Below are 21,728 nucleotides of genomic sequence, written 5' to 3' on the forward strand. Positions count from 1 at the left end.
CGAGTGAAACTGGCTCGACCTTTGCAGTCAACTCATCCAACTGTACTTACGAGCCCCGTGCAGCGGAGACCGTTTCATGCCCGTTACCCCCGATATTCTGCTTCAGGCCTCCAGGCAGGCCAAGACTCAAGCTGGCTCCGCCAATCCTCCGGCGCTGACCGCTGAGCCCGGGGGCAAGGCCGCAAGCTTCGCTCATGTCTACGCCAGCCAGGCCCAGAACAAGCCCAATGCGTTGGCGGATGCCTCGGTCAAGCCGGGTCACGACACAACCAGCGATGTTGCCGGAAGAAAAGACGCTGGTGACGACAAGTCTGCCGCCGGGGAACCGGTGGTTGCCGATGGCGGCAAATCCTTGCCTGCCGACCATTCGGTGCAGGCTGACGACAAGACCGCCGGCGATGATGCGTCAGATGCCGATCCGGCTCCGGTCGTCGATGCCCTGCCGCTCGATCCGGCGCTTGATTCTTCATTGCAACCCGTCGTACTGGCACCGGTAGCCCCCGCCGTGGTCGATACCGCGCAACCTGTCGTTGACGCGCCGGTTGCCGCTACGGTTACGGCTGCAATCGCTCCAGCGCTGGCCACTGCCGACGGCGATTTCGATCCCTCGATCGATCCGCTCGACGCGTTGCCGGCTGTGCGCCTTGCTATGGAGCAGGGCGGTCACGTATCGGCATCCAGCCAGGTGCAGCCCAAGGCAGCACCGACAGAGGTGCAAGCCCAGGCTGACGGAGAGCAGACGTCGGCGCAAAACTTTGCCGCCGGCATGGCAACCATGCTGGATGTTCAGGGCGACAAGAGCAGCACCGGCCAGGGCGACGACAAGGCTTTCAGTGGCTTGATCGATGACGGCCTGAAGGATCTCAAGTCCGCCAGCAGCGACACCCGTGTCGATGACTTCGCCAACCGTCTGGCAGCGCTGACCCAGGCGGCCACACCGAAGACAGCCAATGCCTTGCCGGTGAACCAGCCGATCGCCATGCACCAGAGCGGGTGGACCGAAGAGGTGGTGAACCGGGTCATGTACCTGTCCAGCGCCAATCTCAAGGCGGCGGACATCCAGCTGCAGCCCGCTGAACTCGGGCGTCTGGACATTCGGGTGAACATGGTTCCCGATCAACAGACCCAGGTCACGTTCATGAGTGCGCATCCGGGCGTCCGTGAGGCGCTGGATGGGCAGGTCCATCGCTTGCGCGACATGTTCGCGCAGCAGGGCATGGGGCAGGTCGATGTCAATGTTTCGGACCAGTCCCGCGGTTCGCAGCAAGGTCAGGAACAAGCCGGGCAAAGCCGGAGCGGACGGACCAGTGCCAGCGGCGGTCGCCTCGACTCGATGGATGACGACATCACCCCGGGCGTCGCTGAAGTAGCGGCCAATACCACCAGCGTGATCGGCTCCAGCGCGGTCGATTACTACGCCTGACCAACACAACACCTTACCCTGTGGGAGCGAGCTTGCTCGCGATGGCGGCATAACATTCAACATCTTTGTTGACTGCCACACCGCCATCGCGAGCAGGCTCGCTCCTACATGGCATAACACTTGCTCTTGCCTTGCCGTGCGACTGTGAAAACCCGAATAGTGACGGATTATTGGCATGGCGAAGAGCGACGCAGCAGTAGTAAAAGACCCCGCAACCAAAGGCAAACTCAAGCTGATCATCGTGATCGTGGTGGCCCTGCTGCTGGCGATCGGTGTGTCCGTGGGGGCGACCTGGTACTTCATGCACAGCGCTCAGAGCAAGCCTGCCGCGGTCGAGGCGCAGACCGCTCCTGTCGGTAAGCAGCCAGCGATTTTCGAGTCGATGGCGCCGGCTTTCGTGGCCAACTTCAACCAGAACGGTCGCCAGCGCTACATGCAAGTGAGCATCACCATGCTCGCGCGCAACCAGGCGGACCTGGATGCACTCAAGGTCCACATGCCGGTGATCCGCAATAACCTGGTGATGCTGTTCTCCGGGCAGGACTTCGCGACCCTCGCCTCGCCGGTCGGCCAGGAAATGCTGCGGCAGAAAGCCACCGCCAGCGTCCAGGAAGTGGCGCAGAAAGAGCTCGGCAAAGTGGTGATCGAACAGTTGCTTTTCACTAATTTCGTACTGCAGTAGGAACACGACATGGCCGTGCAGGACCTGCTGTCCCAGGATGAGATCGACGCGCTGTTGCATGGCGTCGACGATGGTCTGGTACAGACCGATAACGCTGCTGAACCCGGCACCGTCAAAAGCTACGACCTGACCAGCCAGGATCGCATCGTCCGTGGACGCATGCCGACCCTGGAAATGATCAACGAACGTTTCGCCCGCTATACCCGCATCAGCATGTTCAACATGCTGCGGCGCTCGGCTGACGTGGCGGTCGGCGGCGTGCAGGTGATGAAGTTCGGCGAATACGTGCACTCGCTGTACGTGCCGACCAGTCTCAACCTGGTCAAGATCAAACCCCTGCGCGGCACCGCGTTGTTCATCCTCGATGCCAAACTGGTGTTCAAGCTGGTGGACAACTTCTTCGGCGGCGATGGCCGCCACGCCAAGATCGAAGGGCGTGAATTCACGCCGACCGAACTGCGCGTGGTGCGCATGGTGCTGGAGCAGGCGTTCGTCGATCTGAAGGAAGCCTGGCAGGCGATCATGGAAGTCAACTTCGAGTACATCAACTCGGAAGTGAACCCGGCCATGGCCAACATCGTCGGCCCGAGCGAAGCCATTGTGGTGTCGACCTTCCACATCGAACTCGATGGCGGTGGCGGCGACCTGCACGTGACCATGCCGTACTCGATGATCGAGCCAGTGCGCGAAATGCTCGACGCCGGCTTCCAGTCGGACCTCGACGACCAGGACGAGCGCTGGGTCAACGCCCTGCGCCAGGACGTGCTGGACGTCGACGTGCCGATCGGGGCGACGGTGGCTCGTCGTCAGTTGCGCCTGCGCGACATCCTGCACATGCAGCCGGGGGACGTGATCCCGGTCGACATGCCGGAAGAAATGATCATGCGCGCCAACGGCGTGCCGGCCTTCAAGGTCAAGATGGGCTCGCACAAGGGCAACCTGGCGTTGCAAGTGATCGAGCCGATCGAGCGCCGTTGACCGGCGCCCGTACCCATTCGCGATTAACCGAATTCTGAATTTTTGCTCGCCGAGGACACATCATGGCTGACGATATGAACATGCAGGACGACCAGGCTCTGGCCGATGAGTGGGCAGCAGCCCTGGAAGAAACCGGTGATGCCGGGCAGGCCGATATCGACGCCCTGCTGGCCGCTGACTCCGGCAATTCCGCGTCCAACCGCCTGCCAATGGAAGAGTTCGGCAGCGTGCCGAAAAACAACGAGCCGGTCACTCTCGACGGCCCGAACCTGGACGTGATCCTCGATATCCCGGTGTCGATTTCCATGGAAGTGGGCAGCACCGACATCAACATCCGCAACCTGCTGCAACTGAACCAGGGTTCGGTGATCGAGCTTGATCGCCTGGCCGGCGAGCCGCTGGACGTGCTGGTCAATGGCACGCTCATCGCCCACGGCGAAGTGGTGGTGGTCAACGAGAAGTTCGGCATCCGCCTGACGGACGTGATCAGCCCAAGCGAACGCATCAAGAAGCTGCGCTGAGTGAAAAAGGTTCTCGGGTTTGTGTTGGCGATGCCGTTCAGCGTGCTGGCGGCCGAGCCGGTCGCAACGGCGACCACGGCCGCTGCGCCGGCGGTGAGCAGCGGTGTGGCTGGCCAGTTGACGCAACTGGTGTTCGGCCTGCTGCTGGTGCTGGGGTTGATCTTCTTCCTCGCCTGGTTGCTGCGTCGAGTCCAGCAGGCCGGTCCGGCCGGCAAGGGGCAGGTGATCGAGATTGTCGGCTCCCGCGCGCTGGGGCCTCGCGACCGTCTGATGCTGGTGCAGGTCGGCAACGAGCAGATCCTGTTGGGCCTGAGCCCCGGCAACATAACTGCGCTGCACGTGCTCAAGGAGCCGGTGCAAGTGCCGAGTGCCGAGAAGCCGACGCCGGAATTTGCCCAGCGCCTGCTGGAGATCCTGGGCAAAGATCACAAGGATAAGAAGTAATGGGTGCGCTGCGCATCGTCTTGACGCTGACCCTGATGCTGGCCACGCCGCTGGCTTTCGCCGCCGACCCGCTGTCGATCCCGGCCATCACCCTGGGCACCAATGCGCAGGGCGCGCAGGAATACTCGGTCAGCCTGCAAATCCTGCTGATCATGACCGCGCTGAGCTTTATCCCGGCGTTTGTCATGCTGATGACCAGTTTCACCCGGATCATCATTGTCTTCTCGATCCTGCGCCAGGCCCTGGGCCTGCAGCAGACACCGTCGAACCAGATTCTCACCGGCATGGCGCTGTTCCTGACCCTGTTCATCATGGCGCCGGTGTTCGACCGGGTGAACCAGGACGCCTTGCAGCCGTACCTGGCGGAAAAACTGACGGCTCAGGATGCGGTCGCCAAGGCCCAGGTGCCGATCAAGAACTTCATGCTCGCCCAGACCCGCACCAGCGATCTGGAGCTGTTCATGCGCCTGTCCAAGCGCACTGACATCGCGACGCCGGATCAGGCGCCGTTGACCATCCTGGTGCCGGCCTTCGTGACCTCCGAGCTTAAAACGGCGTTCCAGATCGGCTTCATGATCTTCATTCCGTTCCTGATCATCGACCTGGTTGTGGCCAGTGTGTTGATGGCCATGGGTATGATGATGCTCTCGCCGCTGATCATCTCCCTGCCGTTCAAGATCATGTTGTTCGTGCTGGTGGATGGCTGGGCGCTGATCATCGGCACGCTGGCCAGCAGCTTCGGCGGTGTCTCGCCATGACCCCGGAAGTAGCGGTCGATATCTTCCGGGAAGCGCTGTGGCTGACCACCATGATGGTGGCGGTGCTGGTGATTCCGAGTCTGCTGATCGGCCTGCTGGTGGCGATGTTCCAGGCCGCCACCCAGATCAACGAACAGACCCTGAGCTTCCTGCCGCGCCTGCTGGTGATGCTGGTGACCCTGATCGTGGCCGGCCCGTGGCTGGTGCAGACCTTCATGGAGTACATCCTGCAGTTGTACGGCAGCATTCCTCAGGTCATCGGCTAAACCATGTCACTGCTAGCGCTGACCGATACGCAGATCAGCACCTGGGTGGCGACGTTCATGCTGCCGCTGTTTCGCGTCGGCACCTTGCTGATGGTCATGCCGGTGTTTGGCACGACCCTGCTGCCTCGGCGCATCCGCCTGTATTTCGCCTTGGCCATTACCGTGGTCATCGCGCCGGGCCTGCCGCCGATGCCCCCGGTGAATCCCCTGGATCTGAGCGGGCTGCTGCTGATTGCCGAGCAGATTCTCATCGGTGCGGTGATGGGTTTTTCCTTGCAGCTGTTCTTCCAGGCCTTTGTGGTGGCCGGGCAAATCGTCGCCATCCAGATGGGCATGGGCTTCGCCTCCATGGTCGACCCGACCAATGGTGTTTCTACGGCGGTGATCGGGCAGTTTTTCACCATGCTGGTGACGCTGCTGTTCCTGTCCATGAACGGTCATCTGGTGGTGTTCGAGGTCCTCACCGAGAGTTTCACCACGTTGCCGGTGGGTGGCGGCCTGATGGTCAATCACTACTGGGAACTGGCCGGCAAGCTCGGCTGGGTGCTCGGTTCGGCGTTGTTGCTGGTGCTGCCGGCGATCACCGCGTTGCTGGTGGTCAACATCGCGTTTGGCGTCATGACCCGGGCGGCGCCGCAACTGAATATTTTCTCTGTCGGCTTCCCGCTGATCCTGGTGCTTGGGCTGTTCATTGTCTGGGTCGGGCTGGCGGACATTCTCAACCAGTATCAACCGCTGGCCACTGAGGCCTTGCAGTTGTTACGTGAAATGGCGCGGGCGAGCTGAGTCATGGCTGAGAGCGAAAGCGGTCAGGATAAAACAGAAGACCCCACGGAGAAGCGCAAGCAGGACTCCCGTGAAAAGGGTGAGATAGCCCGGTCCAAGGAACTCAACACCCTGGCGATCATGCTGGTCGGTGCCTCGGCGTTGCTGATTTTTGGCGGCGCCATGGCGCAGGACATGATGGAACTGATGCGCATCAATTTCTCGCTGCCGCGGGAAGTGATTCTGGATCAGCGCTCCATGGCCACCTACCTGATGCGCTCGGGGCAAATTGCCCTGTGGTCGATCCAGCCGGTGATGATCACGTTGGTGCTGGCCGCCATCATCGGTCCGATTTCCCTGGGTGGCTGGCTGTTCGCGGCGAGTTCCATGGCGCCCAAATTCAGCCGCTTGAATCCCGGTCCCGGCCTTAAGCGCATGTTCTCGACCAAGTCGCTGATCGAACTGCTCAAGGCCCTGGCCAAGTTCATCATCATCCTGTTCGTGGCGCTGGCGGTATTGTCATCGGACATCGATGACCTGCTGCGCATCGCCCATGAGCCCTTGGATATGGCGATCATTCACAGCCTGCAAGTGGTGGGCTGGAGCACCCTGTGGATGGCGTGCGGGCTGATCCTGATCGCTGTGGTGGATGTGCCGGTGCAGCTCTGGGAAAGCCACAAGAAACTGCTGATGACCAAGCAGGAAGTGCGCGACGAGCACAAGGACCAGGAAGGCCGGCCGGAGGTCAAGCAGCGGATTCGACAGCTGCAGCGCGAGATGTCCCAGCGACGGATGATGGCCGCCATTCCCGAGGCCGACGTGGTCATCACCAACCCGACCCACTACGCCGTGGCCCTCAAGTACGACCCGGAAAAGGGTAATGCGCCAGTATTGTTGGCCAAGGGTAGCGACTTCCTGGCCCTGAAGATCCGTGAGATCGCGGCGGCCAACGAGATCCTGCTGCTGGAATCACCGGCGCTGGCGCGGTCGATCTACTACTCCACCGAGCTTGATCAGGAAATTCCCGGCGGGCTCTATCTCGCGGTTGCGCAGGTGCTGGCTTACGTCTACCAGATTCGCCAGTACCGGGCGGGCAAGGGCAAGCGGCCGGATCCGCTAATAGATGACCTGCCGATCCCGCCGGACCTGCGCCGCGATTCCTGATAAATCCAAAGCAAAAGATCGCAGCCTACTGCAGCTCCTACACTGGTATTGCGTACACCCTGTAGGAGCTGCCGCAGGCTGCGATCTTTTGATCTTTCGGGAATGATCGGCAAGCCCGCTCTACAGGAGATTCGTATCGTGAATCCAAGTGCCAGCGCTACGATTCCTGCGGCGGGCTTCATCCCGGACTCTGGAAAGGATAATCCTGGGCTCGTCGTCAGGCCGCAGAGCGGATCTAAGTTCACTGTATAGAGAATAGCGAGTGTTGGATGACTCGAATAATCCAATAGTACCTTCAGGGGTTGCAGTAAGTTCCCTATTGTTGGCTAATTTTTCAATGGTGCGGGATTGCATTGAGTGACGTGGGAACTCTATGGAGTTTGCCTTTTTTGAGATGCTCATTTTTTGAATTATTTGCTCAGCGATAACTTTAGGCGTTTCTTGAAGTTGGAGGGCTGAAGGGTTCCGAGCTAGCACATCGATAGCTCTATCATACAAAGATTGGAATGATCGTGAGTTCCATTTCGGTTTGAGTTTTCCGGAGGTTACGAGCTTGGTACGAATAGCGTATTTTGCTTGGCTTTTCCACGCCGAAATTCTTTTGATTATGACGGAGGAAAAATGCCCTGTTTGATCAATTCTACTAACAGGGTCACCCAGGCAATACATGTACGAATTCAGTCCTCCCTTGCCAAACGGACTCCAACTGTCTGGACTATTAAACCGCATCAACACCCGATTGAACGTCCGATATCCATTGCCCAATAGATAATTTCCGGTCACTAGGTCCGGTCGTTCGCCGTTGAAACCGAGCAAACTAAGTAACCCGTGTTCAGTGGGGCGGTGGCCGTAGGGTGAGTAAGTGATGGATTGTCGTGGATGATTGGCCCTGAGCGTGTGCAGCACCGAACGCTGTTGATCGGTTGCCAGCAGCGTGGCATCGAATGCATCGCCCTCACTCTGCTGTTGCGCCAGCAACTGGTCATCGTGCTGGAACACCGAAAACCGGTTCGCGCCCTGGATCTCGGTGGCCAGTCGGCTTTTGCAGTAAAAGCGCTGGCGCTCGGGCTCGCCCGACAGTTCGTTGCTTGTCAGCTGGTCGAGGGCATCGTAGTGATATTTGCAGAGCAGGATTTCGCGTTGGTTTGCCATGTATGGACGCCTCGAAAGGTCGAAGGGCTTGCGCTGAGTATCAGCGGTTTTGCGAGGGGCAGGTACTAGCAGGACTGATAGGTTTGCGTGTGCGATTCACGGATGGAAGATCAAAAGATCGCAGCCTCCGGCAGCTCCTACAGGGGTACGTCGATCCCCTGTAGGAGCTGCCGGAGGCTGCGATCTTTTTACCTGCGCAAACCTCTATTTCAACCCTGCGCAAAAGTTGGAAAGCTTCTTGCGGTAGCCGCCCTGCGCCTGCTTCAGGCGTCAAAAGTTTGCTTTAAAGGAACGGGGAAAACCGGTGGATCGCTCTCAGTTAATCAACGGTGCCCGAAGCAGTATTGCCGACCTCAGTCGAGGCAATCTGGGTGTGCCGCTGTTGTTGCTGGTCATCGACAGCTGCAGCGCGAAATGTCCCAGCGACGGATGATGGCCGCCATTCCCGAGGCCGACGTGGTCATCACCAACCCGACGCACTACGCCGTGGCCCTCAAGTACGACCCGGAAAAGGGTAATGCGCCGGTATTACTGGCCAAGGGTAGCGACTTCCTGGCCCTGAAGATCCGCGAGATCGCGGTAGCCAACGAGATCCTGTTGCTGGAATCGCCGGCGCTGGCGCGGTCGATCTACTACTCCACCGAGCTTGAGCAGGAGATTCCTGGCGGGCTGTATCTCGCGGTTGCGCAGGTGTTGGCTTACGTTTATCAGATTCGCCAGTATCGCGCGGGTAAGGGCAAGCGACCTGATCCGCTTAAGGATGATTTGCCGATTCCGCCGGAATTGCGGCGGGATTCCTGAGTTTTGCATTTGTAGCAGCTGTCGAGCCTGCGATGCTGCACAGTCATTCGCAGTGTGTGTGTTTTGCGGACCTACCTTCCCAGCGACCTAACATACGAAGCCCTGTGATGTGTGCAATTTCCTCTAGGAGTTCAACTCAATGCATCAACTACCTGCAAAAAGATGGGCGACAAATTGAACGACGCTCAATTTTTAACCTCTCTCCCATAGCGTGCCTGAACGCTCTTCCAGCTTGTTTCGAGAGCGAGTCATGCAAGCTGCAAGTATTTTCATCAACTGTCCAAGGTCTGAGGTGGTGTCATCAGGAGCAAGCAAAAGATGGACGTGGTTGGTCATCAATAAATAGACATTGACACTTACTCCGAAGACCTTTTTCAGTTTGCGCAGTTCTGGGAGGTAAAGTGCAAAATCAGCTGTATCAGCGAAAGCAACCTGCCGGTTGTGGCATTGTTGTACAGCATGGTGGGACTGGTGGAGCAGTGCTACTCGTCCTGGTCTGGGTATGTATGCTCCTGTATTCTTGTAGTAACGATGGACGCATGCCGGGAGCAAGGGATTTTGCTCCCGGCATATTATAAATAAAATTGTCTACTTATTAATCCCTTATTGCCTATGGTCCTCGGGCGATGATCATGATTACTAGCTAATTGGTGCTGGAGTGGGGGTTCGAATACGGTTATTTTCAGGCACTATTTTTTTAGTGGGGTCGGAGGGGATTAGCTTCAGTGCCTGCCTACCTGCGTGTAAGCGTTTTTTGTGAATCTGAGTCGTCGGGTTGTCAGGCGCGTGCTTTAAGAGATGACTCACGATCTCATCGGCCTCGAGCAATTTTAATTTGGCATTGTGTAATGTGGCGTTTTTTTCCGGCGAGTCATTAGCAGTGGACAGTGCTACGATTGTTCTGGTTTTTGAATTGACTCTTCCAGAATAACGCTCCATGACCTCGTCAATCATAAGTTGTTCTTTTGTTACTCCTAGCATACGAGCTTGGGATTTGATGTCACCCCCTTGTTCTACTTTTAGTCGGGTGCTTTCAAATGCGTTAGTGATGTTGAATTTTAAGTCAGCTGTTAGTCCTCTCGTCTTGCTTTTTAATAGTTCCAGCCACCAATGCCCGGTCGGGTCTATACGATTTACTGGGTCGCCACCGCAATACATGTAGCAATTCAGACCGCCTTTTCCAAATGGGCTCAAGTTGTCCGGGCTATTGAATCGCATTAATACCGGATTAAAAATTCGATATCCGTTTCCAAGCAGATAACCCCCAGTGACTGGGTCCGGGTGTTCACCATTGAAGCCCAAGAGGCTGGTCAATCCGTTTTCAGTTCGCCGATGGCCGTAGGGTGAGTAAGCGATGGGGTGTTGCTGTTGATCGGCTGTCAGGGTGTGCAGTACCGAGCGCTGCGGGTCAGTCGCCAGCAACGTGCTTTCAACGGCACCGCCCTGGTTCTTGCGTTGCGCCAGCAGCAGGTCGTCATTCTGAAAAACCGAGTATCCGATCGCCCCCTGTATTTCGGTGGCCAGGCGGCTTTTGCAGTAAAAACGCTGGTGAGCGGGTGCATCCGGTTGAAACTGGCTGATTAGCCGATCGAGCGGGTCATAGCTGTAGCGGCAACGCAGGATGGCTTGTGTGGATTCCATGAAGGTCGCTCCAGATTCTCAAAGGGAGGGCGATTGAGTATCGGTCGGTCAGTCGCAGGTGGGTACTAGCAGAACTGATAGATTCAGTAGTCTCTGCGACGGTTGGGCAGTCCGGAGCGCCGCAATTCCTGTGGGAGCGAGCTTGCTCGCGATAGCGGTGGGTCAGCCGGCAGGTATGTTTGTTGTGCCGACGTCATCGCGAGCAAGCTCGCTCCCACAGGGTTCTCCGTTGTTTTGAAATTTAGCCTTTTTCTGAAGCCGCACAGGCTTGCTCAACACCCTCAATTGCCCTCCCGGCAAAAGTTGGAAAGCTTCTTGCAGTAGCCACCCCGCGCCCGCTTCAGGCGTCAAAAGTTTGCTTTAAAGGAACGGGGAAAACCGGTGGATCGCTCTCAGTTAATCAACAGTGCCCGCACAAACGTTGCCGACCTCAGTCGAGGCAATCTGGGCGTGCCGCTGTTGCTGCTGGTCATGCTGGCGATGATGATGTTGCCGGTGCCGCCGTTCCTGCTGGACGTGTTCTTCACCTTCAACATCGCGCTGTCCATCGTCGTGCTGCTGGTGTGCGTCTACGCCTTGCGCCCGCTGGATTTCGCGGTGTTCCCGACCATTCTGCTGGTGGCGACCTTGCTGCGCCTGGCGTTGAACGTGGCCTCCACGCGGGTGGTGATGCTCCACGGCCAGGACGGCCATGCCGCCGCCGGCAAGGTGATCCAGGCCTTCGGTGAGGTGGTGATCGGCGGTAACTACGTGGTCGGTATCGTGGTCTTCGCGATCTTGATGATCATCAACTTCGTCGTGGTGACCAAGGGCGCGGGGCGGATTTCCGAGGTGAGCGCGCGATTCACCCTCGATGCGATGCCCGGCAAGCAAATGGCGATCGACGCCGACCTCAACGCCGGCCTGATCGATCAGGCCCAGGCCAAGGCCCGCCGCTCGGAAGTGGCCCAGGAAGCCGAGTTCTACGGTTCCATGGACGGTGCCAGCAAATTCGTACGGGGTGACGCCATCGCCGGCCTGTTGATCCTGTTCATCAACCTGATCGGCGGCATGGCGGTCGGTATCTTCCAGCACGGCATGACCTTCGGCGACGCCGGCAAGGTGTATGCGCTGCTGACCATCGGTGACGGTTTGGTGGCGCAATTGCCATCACTGTTGTTATCGACAGCAGCGGCGATCATGGTGACCCGTGCGTCCGGTTCGGAAGACATGGGCAAGCAAATCAATCGCCAGATGTTCGCCTCGCCCAAGGCGCTGGCGGTAGCAGCCGGTATGATGGCGGTCATGGGCCTGGTGCCCGGCATGCCGCACTTCTCGTTCCTGAGCATGGCGGCCTTGGCGGCCGGTGGCGCTTACCTGTTCTGGAAAAAGCAGAACGTCGCCAAGGTGCAGGCCCTGCAAGAGGTCAAGCGCCAGCAGGAGTTGCTGCCGTCGCCGGCCCGCGCCCAGGAAACCAAGGAGCTTGGCTGGGATGACGTGACGCCGATCGACATGATCGGCCTGGAAGTGGGTTATCGCCTGATTCCGTTGGTGGACCGCAACCAGGGCGGCCAGTTGCTGGCGCGGATCAAGGGTGTGCGCAAGAAGCTGTCCCAGGATCTGGGCTTCCTGATGCCGACCGTGCATATCCGTGACAACCTCGACCTGGCGCCAAGCGCCTATCGCCTGACCCTCATGGGGGTGATCCTGGCCGAAGCGGAGATCTACCCGGATCGCGAGCTGGCGATCAACCCGGGGCAGGTCTACGGCACACTCAACGGCATTACCGCCAAAGATCCGGCTTTCGGCCTGGAAGCGGTCTGGATCGAAATCAGCCAGCGCGCCCAGGCGCAATCCCTTGGTTATACGGTGGTCGATGCCAGTACAGTAGTGGCTACCCACCTGAACCAGATACTCTACAAGCATTCCAGTGAACTGATCGGTCACGAAGAAGTGCAGCAACTCATGCAATTGCTGGCCAAAAGCTCGCCGAAACTGGCCGAGGAGCTGGTACCGGGCGTGGTTTCGCTGTCGCAGCTGCTCAAGGTGCTGCAATCGCTGTTGGCCGAACAAGTGCCTGTGCGCGATATCCGCAGCATTGCCGAGGCGATCGCCAACAATGCCGCCAAGAGTCAAGATACCGCCGCGCTGGTGGCTGCCGTGCGGGTTGGTGTATCCCGTGCAATCGTCCAAAGCATTGTAGGCACTGAGTCGGAGCTGCCAGTGATCACGCTGGAGCCAAGGTTGGAACAGATATTGCTCAATAGTCTGCAGAAGGCAGGACAAGGCTCGGAAGAGGGCGTTCTGCTGGAGCCAAGCATGGCTGAGAAGCTGCAACGTTCGCTGATCGACGCGGCGCAGCGTCAAGAGATGCAAGGTCAGCCGGTGATTCTGCTGGTGGCCGGTCCGGTTCGCGCGATGCTCTCGCGATTTGGCCGGCTCGCAGTCCCGGGTTTGCATGTGTTGGCTTACCAGGAAATCCCTGACAACAAGCAAGTGACCATCGTTGCGACAGTAGGGCCCAACGGCTGAGGTAGTGGTTTATGCAAGTTAAGCGTTTTTTCGCCGCCGATATGCGTCAGGCCATGAAGCTGGTTCGCGATGAGCTGGGCGCTGATGCGGCTATTATTGGCAACCGCCGGATCGCCGGGGGTGTCGAACTGACGGCTGCGCTGGATTACAAGCTGTCGGCACTGGCGCCGCGGGTTCCGAACATGGAACTCGAAGACGAGCTGCGCAAGACTCAGTCGCGGATCGTCACCGCCCAGGCCGAATTGAGCCTGCGTGGCGATGGCGAGAGCGACAATGCGACCAATCGCCAGTTGTTCGCCGGCTTGCCGTTGACCGCCGCCGAGCCGCTGATCGAGCCGACCTACGCCGAACCCCGTCGCCCCGCGCCGGCCGCTGCGCCAGCGTCCGGTGGTGTGGATCCACGTGCGTTCGACTCGATGCGTTTCGAACTCAACAGCCTGCGCGAACTCATGGAAGTCCAGTTGGGCTCCCTGGCCTGGAATCAGCTGCAAGGCAGCCGTCCGGACCAGGCCAACCTCTGGCGTCGCCTGCAGCGCATCGGCCTGTCCGGCCCGTTGTCGCGCGACCTGCTGGCGATGATCACAGAAATCGAAGAGCCCCGTCAGGCCTGGCGCATGTTGCTGGCGCACTTGGCGCGCATGATCGTTACCCCGGAAGTCGAGCCGCTGGAAGAGGGCGGTGTGATCGCCATGGTCGGCCCTGCCGGCATGGGCAAGACCACCACCCTGGCCAAGCTGGCCGCCCGCTACGTGCTCAAGTACGGCGCGCAGAACATTGCGCTGGTGAGCATGGACAGCTTCCGCATCGGTGCCCAGGAGCAGCTCAAGACCCTGGGGCGTATTCTCAATGTCTCGGTGACCCACGTCGATCCGGGCCAGTCCCTGGTGCAGGCCCTGGAGCCATTGCTGCGCAAGCGTGTGGTGCTGATCGATACCGCCGGCCTGCAGGCCAGCGATCCGGCCCTGCGCATGCAGCTCGAAAGCCTGGCCGGTCGTGGCATCCGCTCGAAAAATTATCTGGTCCTGGCAACCACCAGCCAGAAACAGGTTCTAACGGCCGCTTATCACAGTTACAAGCGTTGTGGGCTCGCAGGCTGCATCCTGACTAAACTGGATGAAACGGCAAGTCTGGGTGAGGTGTTGAGCCTTGCCATCAGTCATGAACTGCCGGTGGCTTACCTGACCGATGGCCCGCGGATCCCGGATGATTTGCATCTGCCGCGTCGTCACCAGTTGGTCAGCCGCGCCGTGAGCGTGCAAATGCAGGAAGAACCCAGCGAAGAAGCCATGGCTGACATGTTCGCTGACATCTACCACAGTCCGACCAAGCAGGTTGGCTGAGGTAAAAATGAACAGTTTTTGTACCTACATCGATGGTCTGCCATGCATTGTTCCGTTTGTGAACGCGCAGCCAGTAATGTGGCCTCCGTCTATGCAAGACAAGGTAAAGAAATAACATGGGCAGCATGCATCCCGTACAGGTGATCGCGGTGACCGGCGGCAAAGGTGGCGTCGGGAAAACTAATGTGTCAGTGAACTTGTCCCTGGCTTTGGCCGAACTTGGCCGGCGCGTCATGCTGTTGGACGCGGACCTTGGACTGGCGAACGTCGACGTTCTGCTGGGACTGACACCCAAACGTACCCTGGCCGACGTGATCGAAGGCCGCTGCGAACTGCGCGATGTATTGCTGCAGGGACCCGGCGGCATCCGTATCGTTCCGGCCGCATCCGGCACTCAGAGCATGGTGCATCTGAGCCCCGCGCAACACGCCGGCCTGATCCAGGCCTTCAGTGATATCGGCGACAACCTCGACGTATTGGTGATCGACACCGCCGCGGGCATTGGTGACTCGGTAGTCAGTTTCGTCCGCGCAGCCCAGGAAGTGCTGCTGGTGGTGTGCGACGAGCCGACCTCGATTACCGACGCCTACGCGTTGATCAAGTTGCTGAACCGCGACTACGGCATGAACCGCTTCCGCGTCCTGGCCAACATGGCCCAGAGCCCGCAGGAAGGACGCAACCTGTTCGCCAAGTTGACCAAGGTCACGGATCGCTTCCTCGACGTCGCCCTGCAATACGTCGGCGCGGTGCCCTACGACGAAAGCGTGCGCAAGGCCGTGCAGAAGCAGCGCGCGGTCTACGAGGCCTTCCCGCGTTCCAAGTGCTCGCTGGCGTTCAAGGCCATCGCGCAGAAGGTCGATACCTGGCCGCTGCCTGCCAACCCGCGCGGGCACCTGGAGTTTTTCGTCGAGCGGCTCGTGCAGCAGACAGCAGGACCTGTTCTATGACAGCCAGCGGCTACAACCTCTACAAGAAGTCGGCACGCGATGCGCAGTACGAGCTGATCGAGCGTTATGCGCCGCTGGTTAAACGCATTGCCTACCACTTGCTGGCGCGTCTGCCGGCAAGTGTCCAGGTCGAAGACCTGATCCAGGCCGGGATGATCGGCCTGCTTGAAGTGTCGACCAAATATGACGCCAGCAAAGGCGCCAGTTTCGAGACGTACGCGGGCATACGAATCCGCGGCGCCATGCTCGATGAAGTGCGCAAGGGGGACTGGGCGCCACGTTCGGTTCACCGCAATACGCGCATGGTCAGCGATGCCATTCGCTCGATTGAAGCGAAAACCGGCCGTGACGCTAAAGATCACGAAGTTGCGGCCGAACTCCAATTGAGTCTCGACGATTACTACGGGATTTTGAACGACACCCTGGGCAGCCGGCTGTTCAGTTTCGACGACCTGTTGCAGGACGGCGAACACGAAGGGCTGCACGAGGATGGCGCGAGTGCTCATCTCGAGCCGTCACGCGACCTGGAGGATGAACGCTTCCAGGCTGCGCTGGCGGATGCGATTGCCAATTTGCCGGAGCGTGAGCGACTGGTGTTGGCGCTGTACTACGACGAGGAGCTGAACCTCAAGGAAATCGGTGAGGTCCTGGGGGTCAGCGAATCGCGGGTCAGCCAGTTACACAGCCAGTGCGCGGCCCGCTTGCGGGGGCGTTTGGGGGAGTGGCGAGCGCGCTGAAGGCAGTGTGGGGACACTGCGAACGAGGCTGGTGTGGTTTTGAACTGCGCCGGTCGCGATCTGTTGTGCTCCAGACAGTCATTGAGTGCTTTGCCGGATTGATTGAAATGGCGCGTCCAGGTGCTGGGCGCGTTTAAGACTGCTTGGAGGTCGAATTGGACAAGAACATGAAAATCCTCATCGTTGATGACTTCTCAACGATGCGGCGGATCATCAAGAACCTGCTGCGTGACCTTGGGTTCACCAACACCGTCGAGGCCGACGATGGCACTACCGCCATTCCGGTGCTCAACAGCGGAAGCATCGACTTTCTGGTAACGGACTGGAACATGCCTGGCATGACCGGTATCGATCTGCTGCGCCACGTGCGTGCCGATGAAAAGCTCAAGCACCTGCCGGTGCTGATGGTGACCGCTGAAGCCAAGCGCGAGCAGATCATCGAAGCGGCCCAGGCTGGCGTTAACGGCTATGTGGTCAAGCCCTTCACGGCCCAGGCGTTGAAAGAAAAAATCGAGAAGATTTTCGAACGCATCGGTTGATGAGTGCGCCACGGGGGAGCTATGGGCAATAACGAAACTTCATTGGGCGATTTTGAATCGACCCTGAAAAAACACGCCGTCGAATTGGTCGCGAGCCTTGAAAAAGGCAAGTTCGGCGACGCGGTGCAATTGATCCATGAGCTCAACCAGACCCGTGACCGCGGCCTGTATCAGGAAGTGGGCAAGCTCACTCGCGAACTGCATAGCGCGATCGTCAATTTCCAGATTGACCCGCACATGCCGCAAGCCGAAGAAGTGTCGCAGATCACCGATGCCACCGAGCGCCTGGGCTATGTGGTCAAGCTGACCGAGGCGGCGGCCAACCGCACCATGGATCTGGTGGAAAGTGCCACGCCACTGGTCAATGGCCTGGCCGATGAAGCCAAGGTGTTGAGCGCGGACTGGGGGCGCTTCATGCGTCGCGAAGTCGGCGCCGAAGAATTTCGTGAACTGGCCCGGCGGGTCGACGGGTTCCTGACGCGCAGCGGCACGGACAATCGCGCGGTGTCGGGCAACCTCAACGACATCCTGCTCGCCCAGGATTACCAGGACCTCACAGGCCAGGTGATCAAGCGTGTGACCCAGTTGGTCACCGAAGTTGAAAGCAACCTGCTCAAGCTCGTGCTGATGGCCAGTCAGGTGGACCGCTTTGCGGGCATCGAACATGACCGTGAAGCGATGCTTGCTGAAAAAGATCCACAAAAACATCTCTCTCAGGGTGAAGGTCCGCAGATTCATGCCGATAAAAGAGAAGACGTTATGTCCGGTCAGGACGATGTGGACGATTTGCTATCCAGCCTTGGATTTTAGAGTTTTAGAATTTTAGGTTTTTTGGGTTTTTAGACCTGTAGGAGCACCCCCTTAATGAGCTTCGGCGCCGATGAAGAGATCCTTCAGGATTTCCTGGTTGAGGCCGGCGAGATTCTAGAGCAACTGTCCGAGCAACTGGTCGAGCTGGAAAGCCGTCCGGATGATGCGGATCTGCTCAATGCAATTTTTCGCGGTTTTCACACTGTAAAAGGGGGCGCCGGCTTCCTCCAGCTCAACGAGCTGGTGGAGTGCTGCCACATCGCCGAGAACGTGTTCGACATCCTGCGCAAGGGTGAACGTCGTGTCGACTCGGAACTGATGGACGTGGTTCTCGAAGCGCTGGACTCGGTGAACAGCATGTTCAGCGAAGTCCGCGAACGCAGCCCGATCACGGCCGCGACACCGGAACTGCTCGCGGCGCTGGCCCGTCTGGCCGAGCCGCAATCGGCTGACGAGGTCGCTGCTGCACCTGTCGCCGCCGTGCTCGAAGCGCCTGTGGCTGAAGCCGAATCGGGCGATATCACCGACAATGAATTCGAACAACTGCTGGACTCGCTGAACGCCGTCAAGGCCCAGGCCGAGGCCCCTGCGGCTGCTCCAGCGCCCGCCAGCAATGCCGCTGGCAGCGACGAAATCACCGATGCCGAGTTCGAGTCGTTGCTCGATCAACTGCACGGCAAGGGCCAGTTCGCCGTTGACGCGGTGGTCCCGGCACCGGCTGCGCCAGAAGCCCCGAAAGCGGCTGGCGACAGTTCCGATATTACTGACGACGAATTCGAAGCACTGCTCGACCAGCTGCACGGCAAGGGTAACTTTGCTGTCGAGGCGCTGGAGTCGGCCATTGCTTCTGTGCCTGCACCCGCGGCACCAAGCGCGGTGGCGGCCGGCAGCGATCTGATTTCCGATCACGAGTTCGAAGCGCTGCTCGACGAATTGCACGGCAAAGGCAAGTTCAGCGAAGTCGGCACTGCGACGGTGGCCAACGGTTCGAACGCTGCCGTTGCGGCACCGGCAGCCAAGGCTGCGGCGCCGAAACCTGTAGCCAGGGCACCGGAGCCAAAAGCCGAAGCGCCAACCCCGGCAGCCGCCGCTGCACCGGCTGCTGCCCGTGCCCCGGCCGCGCCACCTGCGGAAAAACCGGCGAGCGAAGCCGAGACCACCGTGCGTGTCGATACCGCGCGTCTCGACGAGATCATGAACATGGTCGGCGAGTTGGTGCTGGTGCGTAACCGCCTGGTCCGCCTGGGCCTCAACAGCGGCGACGAAGCCATGTCCAAGGCCGTGTCGAACCTCGACGTGGTCACCGCCGACCTGCAGACCGCGGTCATGAAGACCCGGATGCAGCCGATCAAGAAAGTCTTCGGGCGCTTCCCGCGCCTGGTTCGCGACCTGGCTCGCCAGCTCAAGAAAGAGATCAACCTGGAACTGGTCGGCGAAGAAACCGACCTTGACAAGAACCTCGTCGAGGCCCTGGCCGACCCGCTGGTCCACTTGGTGCGCAACGCGGTCGACCACGGCATCGAATCACCGGAAGAGCGCGAAGCCTCGGGCAAGGCCCGGGGCGGCAAGGTCATCCTGGCGGCTGAGCAGGAGGGCGATCACATCCTGCTGTCGATCTCCGATGACGGTAAAGGCATGGACCCGAATGTCCTGCGCTCCATCGCGGTCAAGCGCGGTGTGATGGACAAGGATGCCGCCGATCGTCTGAGCGACACCGAATGCTACAACCTGATCTTCGCCCCGGGTTTCTCGACCAAGACCGAGATCTCCGACGTATCGGGTCGCGGCGTGGGCATGGACGTGGTGAAAACCAAGATTTCCCAGCTCAACGGTTCGATCAACATCTACTCGGCCAAGGGCCAGGGTTCGAAGATCGTCATCAAGGTGCCGCTGACCCTGGCGATCATGCCGACGCTGATGGTCATGCTGGGCAATCAGGCGTTCGCGTTCCCGCTGGTGAACGTCAACGAGATCTTCCACCTCGACCTGTCGACCACCAACGTCGTGGACGGCCAGGAAGTGGTGATCGTGCGGGACAAGGCGCTGCCATTGTTCTATCTCAAACGCTGGCTGGTCCGCTCCGCCGCTCACGAAGAGCAGCGCGAGGGCCATGTGGTGATCCTTTCGGTGGGCACGCAGCGGATCGGCTTTGTCGTCGATCAACTGGTGGGCCAGGAAGAAGTGGTCATCAAGCCATTGGGCAAAATGCTCCAGGGAACTCCGGGCATGTCCGGCGCCACCATCACCGGTGACGGCCGCATCGCGCTGATTCTCGATGTTCCGAGCATGCTCAAGCGTTACGCCACACGGCGTATTTGATTCTGGTGGAGCGGGGCGCCTGGCCTCGCTCCATCTAATGGAGTGTTTATGGCAGTCAAAGTCCTGGTGGTGGACGATTCGGGGTTTTTCCGCCGCCGCGTCTCGGAAATTCTTTCAGCGGATTCCAATATCCAGGTCGTCGGCACGGCGACCAACGGCAAAGAGGCGATTGATCAGGCGCTGGCCCTCAAGCCCGACGTGATCACCATGGACTACGAGATGCCGATGATGGACGGCATCACCGCCGTGCGGCACATCATGCAACGCTGCCCGACCCCGGTCCTGATGTTCTCCTCGCTGACCCACGAAGGCGCCCGGGTCACCCTCGATGCGCTGGATGCCGGCGCGGTGGACTTCCTGCCGAAGAATTTCGAAGACATCTCCCGCAACCCCGAGAAGGTCAAGCAACTGCTGTGCGAGAAGATTCTGAGCATCTCGCGCAGCAATCGTCGCGTCAGCACTTACAGCGCTCCGGCCCCAGTGGCCGCACCCGCTCCAATGCCTGCGCCTTCGAGCGTCGGCAGTTACGGCAGCAGCGCGCCCGTGCGTCCGGCACCGGCACCGATCCCTGCCCGTACGCATGGGGCCACCGCGTCGTCGCCCGCGCCGAAACGCAAAGCCTACAAACTGGTGGCCATCGGTACGTCCACCGGCGGCCCGGTCGCCCTGCAGCGGGTCTTGACCCAATTGCCGGCCAACTTCCCGGCGCCGATCGTGCTGGTCCAACACATGCCGGCCGCCTTCACCAAGGCCTTCGCCGAGCGCCTGGACAAGCTCTGCCGCATCAGCGTCAAGGAAGCCGAGGATGGCGACATCCTGCGTCCGGGCCTGGCGCTGCTGGCGCCGGGTGGCAAGCAGATGATGATCGATGGCCGCGGTGCGGTGAAAATCCTCCCGGGTGACGAACGCCTCAACTACAAGCCGTGCGTGGACATCACCTTCGGTTCGGCAGCCAAGACCTTCGGTGACAAAGTTCTGGCGGTGGTCCTGACCGGCATGGGCGCCGACGGTCGCGAAGGCGCGCGCCTGCTCAAGCAGGGCGGCAGTTCGATCTGGGCGCAGGACGAAGCCAGTTGCGTGATCTACGGCATGCCGATGGCCATCGTCAAAGCCGAACTCGCCGACGCGGTGTACAGCCTGGACGACATTGGCAAGCACCTGGTCGAGGCCTGTATCTGATGGATGTTCTAAGCCTGATTGGCATCATCATGGCCTTTGTCGCGATCATCGGCGGCAACTACCTTGAAGGCGGTCACCTCGGCGCCCTGGCCAACGGCCCGGCCGCGCTGATCGTGCTCGGCGGCACCATTGGCGCCGCGCTCCTGCAATCGCCGATGAGCGCCTTCAAGCGCGCCATGCAGATCCTCGCCTGGATCCTGTTCCCGCCCCGTGTCGACCTGGCCGGCGGAATCGACCGCGTGGTGAACTGGAGCCTGACCGCCCGCAAGGAAGGCCTGCTGGGCCTTGAAGGCATCGCCGACGCCGAGCCCGACAACTACGCACGCAAAGGCCTGCAACTGCTGGTGGATGGCGCCGAGCCGGAAGCGATCCGCAGCATTCTGGAAGTGGATTTCTACACCCAGGAAAGCCGCGACATCGAAGCGGCCAAAGTCTTCGAAAGCATGGGCGGTTACGCGCCGACCATCGGCATCATCGGTGCGGTCATGGGCCTGATTCATGTCATGGGCAACCTCGCTGATCCATCGCAACTGGGCAGCGGTATTGCCGTGGCATTCGTCGCCACTATCTACGGCGTGGCCAGTGCCAACCTGGTGCTGCTGCCGATTGCCGCCAAACTCAAGTCCATTGCGTTGCGCCAGTCGCGTTATCGCGAAATGTTGCTGGAAGGACTCCTGTCGATCGCCGAAGGTGAAAACCCACGCTCCATTGAGTTGAAGCTGCAAGGCTTCATGGATTAAGGGAATAAACT

Annotated in this window: 20 protein-coding genes and 1 pseudogene; 19 read left to right on the forward strand and 2 right to left on the reverse strand. The window is 59.7% G+C overall.

What is annotated here, in order from left to right; translation table 11 throughout:
- The first annotated feature begins 76 nt into the window (after positions 1-76).
- From AC3IP0_RS08065 to flhB, 9 genes are all read left to right on the forward strand, one after another.
- The gene (locus AC3IP0_RS08065) at positions 77-1,423 is read left to right on the forward strand and encodes a flagellar hook-length control protein FliK (protein ID WP_489327136.1); all 1,347 of its coding nucleotides are present in this window, start codon (positions 77-79) and stop codon (positions 1,421-1,423) included.
- A 175-nt stretch (positions 1,424-1,598) separates the two neighbouring features.
- Positions 1,599-2,105: a flagellar basal body-associated protein FliL gene (fliL, locus tag AC3IP0_RS08070; protein WP_489327137.1), complete on the forward strand. Its 507-nt coding sequence runs from the start codon at positions 1,599-1,601 to the stop codon at positions 2,103-2,105.
- A gap of 9 nt (positions 2,106-2,114) precedes the next feature.
- Complete coding sequence (gene fliM / locus AC3IP0_RS08075; RefSeq protein ID WP_046037701.1) at positions 2,115-3,083, forward strand: flagellar motor switch protein FliM; 969 nt, start codon at positions 2,115-2,117, stop codon at positions 3,081-3,083.
- Positions 3,084-3,145: 62 nt separating this feature from the next.
- Positions 3,146-3,604, forward strand: coding sequence for a flagellar motor switch protein FliN (gene fliN / locus AC3IP0_RS08080; RefSeq protein WP_489327138.1), 459 nt, complete (start codon positions 3,146-3,148; stop codon positions 3,602-3,604).
- A 30-nt stretch (positions 3,605-3,634) separates the two neighbouring features.
- Positions 3,635-4,048: a flagellar biosynthetic protein FliO gene (gene fliO, locus AC3IP0_RS08085; RefSeq protein ID WP_489327788.1), complete on the forward strand. Its 414-nt coding sequence runs from the start codon at positions 3,635-3,637 to the stop codon at positions 4,046-4,048.
- Positions 4,048-4,806: a flagellar type III secretion system pore protein FliP gene (fliP, locus tag AC3IP0_RS08090; protein ID WP_489318857.1), complete on the forward strand. Its 759-nt coding sequence runs from the start codon at positions 4,048-4,050 to the stop codon at positions 4,804-4,806. The genes fliO and fliP overlap by 1 nt, the downstream gene beginning before the upstream one ends.
- A complete protein-coding gene (gene fliQ / locus AC3IP0_RS08095; RefSeq protein ID WP_489318858.1) occupies positions 4,803-5,072 on the forward strand; it encodes a flagellar biosynthesis protein FliQ in 270 nt (89 codons plus the stop codon). The genes fliP and fliQ overlap by 4 nt, the downstream gene beginning before the upstream one ends.
- 3 nt (positions 5,073-5,075) lie before the next feature.
- Entirely contained in the window at positions 5,076-5,858 is a 783-nt protein-coding gene (fliR, locus tag AC3IP0_RS08100) for a flagellar biosynthetic protein FliR (protein ID WP_489318859.1), read from the forward strand.
- Positions 5,859-5,861: 3 nt separating this feature from the next.
- Positions 5,862-7,001 carry a flagellar biosynthesis protein FlhB gene (gene flhB / locus AC3IP0_RS08105; RefSeq protein ID WP_489327139.1) on the forward strand — a complete coding sequence of 380 codons (1,140 nt, stop codon included), beginning with the start codon at positions 5,862-5,864 and terminating at the stop codon, positions 6,999-7,001.
- 120 nt (positions 7,002-7,121) lie between these two features.
- On the opposite strand, the gene AC3IP0_RS08110 is transcribed toward flhB, so the two are convergent.
- Complete coding sequence (locus AC3IP0_RS08110; RefSeq protein WP_489327141.1) at positions 7,122-8,153, reverse strand: RHS repeat-associated core domain-containing protein; 1,032 nt, start codon at positions 8,151-8,153, stop codon at positions 7,122-7,124.
- Positions 8,154-8,549: 396 nt separating this feature from the next.
- Here AC3IP0_RS08110 and AC3IP0_RS08115 point away from each other — a divergent pair.
- Positions 8,550-8,954: pseudogene (locus tag AC3IP0_RS08115) on the forward strand (EscU/YscU/HrcU family type III secretion system export apparatus switch protein); the annotation flags it as partial.
- Between the two features lie 639 nt (positions 8,955-9,593).
- Here AC3IP0_RS08115 and AC3IP0_RS08120 read toward each other — a convergent pair.
- Positions 9,594-10,595, reverse strand: a complete 1,002-nt coding sequence (locus AC3IP0_RS08120) for an RHS repeat-associated core domain-containing protein (protein WP_489327142.1) — start codon at positions 10,593-10,595, stop codon at positions 9,594-9,596.
- A gap of 381 nt (positions 10,596-10,976) precedes the next feature.
- On the opposite strand from AC3IP0_RS08120, the gene flhA reads away from it, so the two are divergent.
- The 9 genes from flhA to AC3IP0_RS08165 all read left to right on the forward strand — a co-directional run bounded on the left by flhA (position 10,977) and on the right by AC3IP0_RS08165 (position 21,717).
- Entirely contained in the window at positions 10,977-13,106 is a 2,130-nt protein-coding gene (gene flhA / locus AC3IP0_RS08125; protein ID WP_489327144.1) for a flagellar biosynthesis protein FlhA, read from the forward strand.
- A gap of 11 nt (positions 13,107-13,117) precedes the next feature.
- Complete coding sequence (flhF, locus tag AC3IP0_RS08130; RefSeq protein ID WP_150813429.1) at positions 13,118-14,446, forward strand: flagellar biosynthesis GTPase FlhF; 1,329 nt, start codon at positions 13,118-13,120, stop codon at positions 14,444-14,446.
- A gap of 116 nt (positions 14,447-14,562) precedes the next feature.
- Complete coding sequence (gene fleN, locus AC3IP0_RS08135; RefSeq protein WP_008001746.1) at positions 14,563-15,393, forward strand: flagellar synthesis regulator FleN; 831 nt, start codon at positions 14,563-14,565, stop codon at positions 15,391-15,393.
- Complete coding sequence (fliA, locus tag AC3IP0_RS08140; protein WP_007894214.1) at positions 15,390-16,130, forward strand: RNA polymerase sigma factor FliA; 741 nt, start codon at positions 15,390-15,392, stop codon at positions 16,128-16,130. Before fleN ends, fliA begins: the two co-directional genes overlap by 4 nt.
- Positions 16,131-16,297: 167 nt before the next feature.
- Entirely contained in the window at positions 16,298-16,669 is a 372-nt protein-coding gene (locus AC3IP0_RS08145) for a chemotaxis response regulator CheY (RefSeq protein WP_003183998.1), read from the forward strand.
- Between the two features lie 21 nt (positions 16,670-16,690).
- Positions 16,691-17,479, forward strand: coding sequence for a protein phosphatase CheZ (locus AC3IP0_RS08150; RefSeq protein ID WP_489318865.1), 789 nt, complete (start codon positions 16,691-16,693; stop codon positions 17,477-17,479).
- A gap of 54 nt (positions 17,480-17,533) precedes the next feature.
- Positions 17,534-19,798 carry a chemotaxis protein CheA gene (locus tag AC3IP0_RS08155; RefSeq protein WP_489327145.1) on the forward strand — a complete coding sequence of 755 codons (2,265 nt, stop codon included), beginning with the start codon at positions 17,534-17,536 and terminating at the stop codon, positions 19,796-19,798.
- Positions 19,799-19,846: 48 nt separating this feature from the next.
- Entirely contained in the window at positions 19,847-20,977 is a 1,131-nt protein-coding gene (locus AC3IP0_RS08160) for a protein-glutamate methylesterase/protein-glutamine glutaminase (RefSeq protein WP_489327146.1), read from the forward strand.
- A complete protein-coding gene (locus AC3IP0_RS08165; RefSeq protein WP_057715870.1) occupies positions 20,977-21,717 on the forward strand; it encodes a flagellar motor protein in 741 nt (246 codons plus the stop codon). The genes AC3IP0_RS08160 and AC3IP0_RS08165 overlap by 1 nt, the downstream gene beginning before the upstream one ends.
- Positions 21,718-21,728: the final 11 nt, after the last annotated feature.

Source organism: Pseudomonas sp. GL_103, from assembly GCF_057835175.1.

Coding starts and splice junctions, on each gene's coding strand:
- flhF (WP_150813429.1), top strand. CDS start 13,118: ATGCAAGTTAAGCGTTTTTTCGCCGCCGATATGCGTCAGGCCATGAAG.
- AC3IP0_RS08165 (WP_057715870.1), top strand. CDS start 20,977: ATGGATGTTCTAAGCCTGATTGGCATCATCATGGCCTTTGTCGCGATC.
- AC3IP0_RS08160 (WP_489327146.1), top strand. CDS start 19,847: ATGGCAGTCAAAGTCCTGGTGGTGGACGATTCGGGGTTTTTCCGCCGC.
- AC3IP0_RS08155 (WP_489327145.1), top strand. CDS start 17,534: ATGAGCTTCGGCGCCGATGAAGAGATCCTTCAGGATTTCCTGGTTGAG.
- fliL (WP_489327137.1), top strand. CDS start 1,599: ATGGCGAAGAGCGACGCAGCAGTAGTAAAAGACCCCGCAACCAAAGGC.
- fleN (WP_008001746.1), top strand. CDS start 14,563: ATGGGCAGCATGCATCCCGTACAGGTGATCGCGGTGACCGGCGGCAAA.
- AC3IP0_RS08110 (WP_489327141.1), bottom strand. CDS start 8,153: ATGGCAAACCAACGCGAAATCCTGCTCTGCAAATATCACTACGATGCC.
- fliM (WP_046037701.1), top strand. CDS start 2,115: ATGGCCGTGCAGGACCTGCTGTCCCAGGATGAGATCGACGCGCTGTTG.
- AC3IP0_RS08150 (WP_489318865.1), top strand. CDS start 16,691: ATGGGCAATAACGAAACTTCATTGGGCGATTTTGAATCGACCCTGAAA.
- fliQ (WP_489318858.1), top strand. CDS start 4,803: ATGACCCCGGAAGTAGCGGTCGATATCTTCCGGGAAGCGCTGTGGCTG.
- fliN (WP_489327138.1), top strand. CDS start 3,146: ATGGCTGACGATATGAACATGCAGGACGACCAGGCTCTGGCCGATGAG.
- AC3IP0_RS08120 (WP_489327142.1), bottom strand. CDS start 10,595: ATGGAATCCACACAAGCCATCCTGCGTTGCCGCTACAGCTATGACCCG.
- fliP (WP_489318857.1), top strand. CDS start 4,048: ATGGGTGCGCTGCGCATCGTCTTGACGCTGACCCTGATGCTGGCCACG.
- fliO (WP_489327788.1), top strand. CDS start 3,635: ATGCCGTTCAGCGTGCTGGCGGCCGAGCCGGTCGCAACGGCGACCACG.
- fliR (WP_489318859.1), top strand. CDS start 5,076: ATGTCACTGCTAGCGCTGACCGATACGCAGATCAGCACCTGGGTGGCG.
- flhB (WP_489327139.1), top strand. CDS start 5,862: ATGGCTGAGAGCGAAAGCGGTCAGGATAAAACAGAAGACCCCACGGAG.
- AC3IP0_RS08145 (WP_003183998.1), top strand. CDS start 16,298: ATGAAAATCCTCATCGTTGATGACTTCTCAACGATGCGGCGGATCATC.
- fliA (WP_007894214.1), top strand. CDS start 15,390: ATGACAGCCAGCGGCTACAACCTCTACAAGAAGTCGGCACGCGATGCG.
- AC3IP0_RS08065 (WP_489327136.1), top strand. CDS start 77: ATGCCCGTTACCCCCGATATTCTGCTTCAGGCCTCCAGGCAGGCCAAG.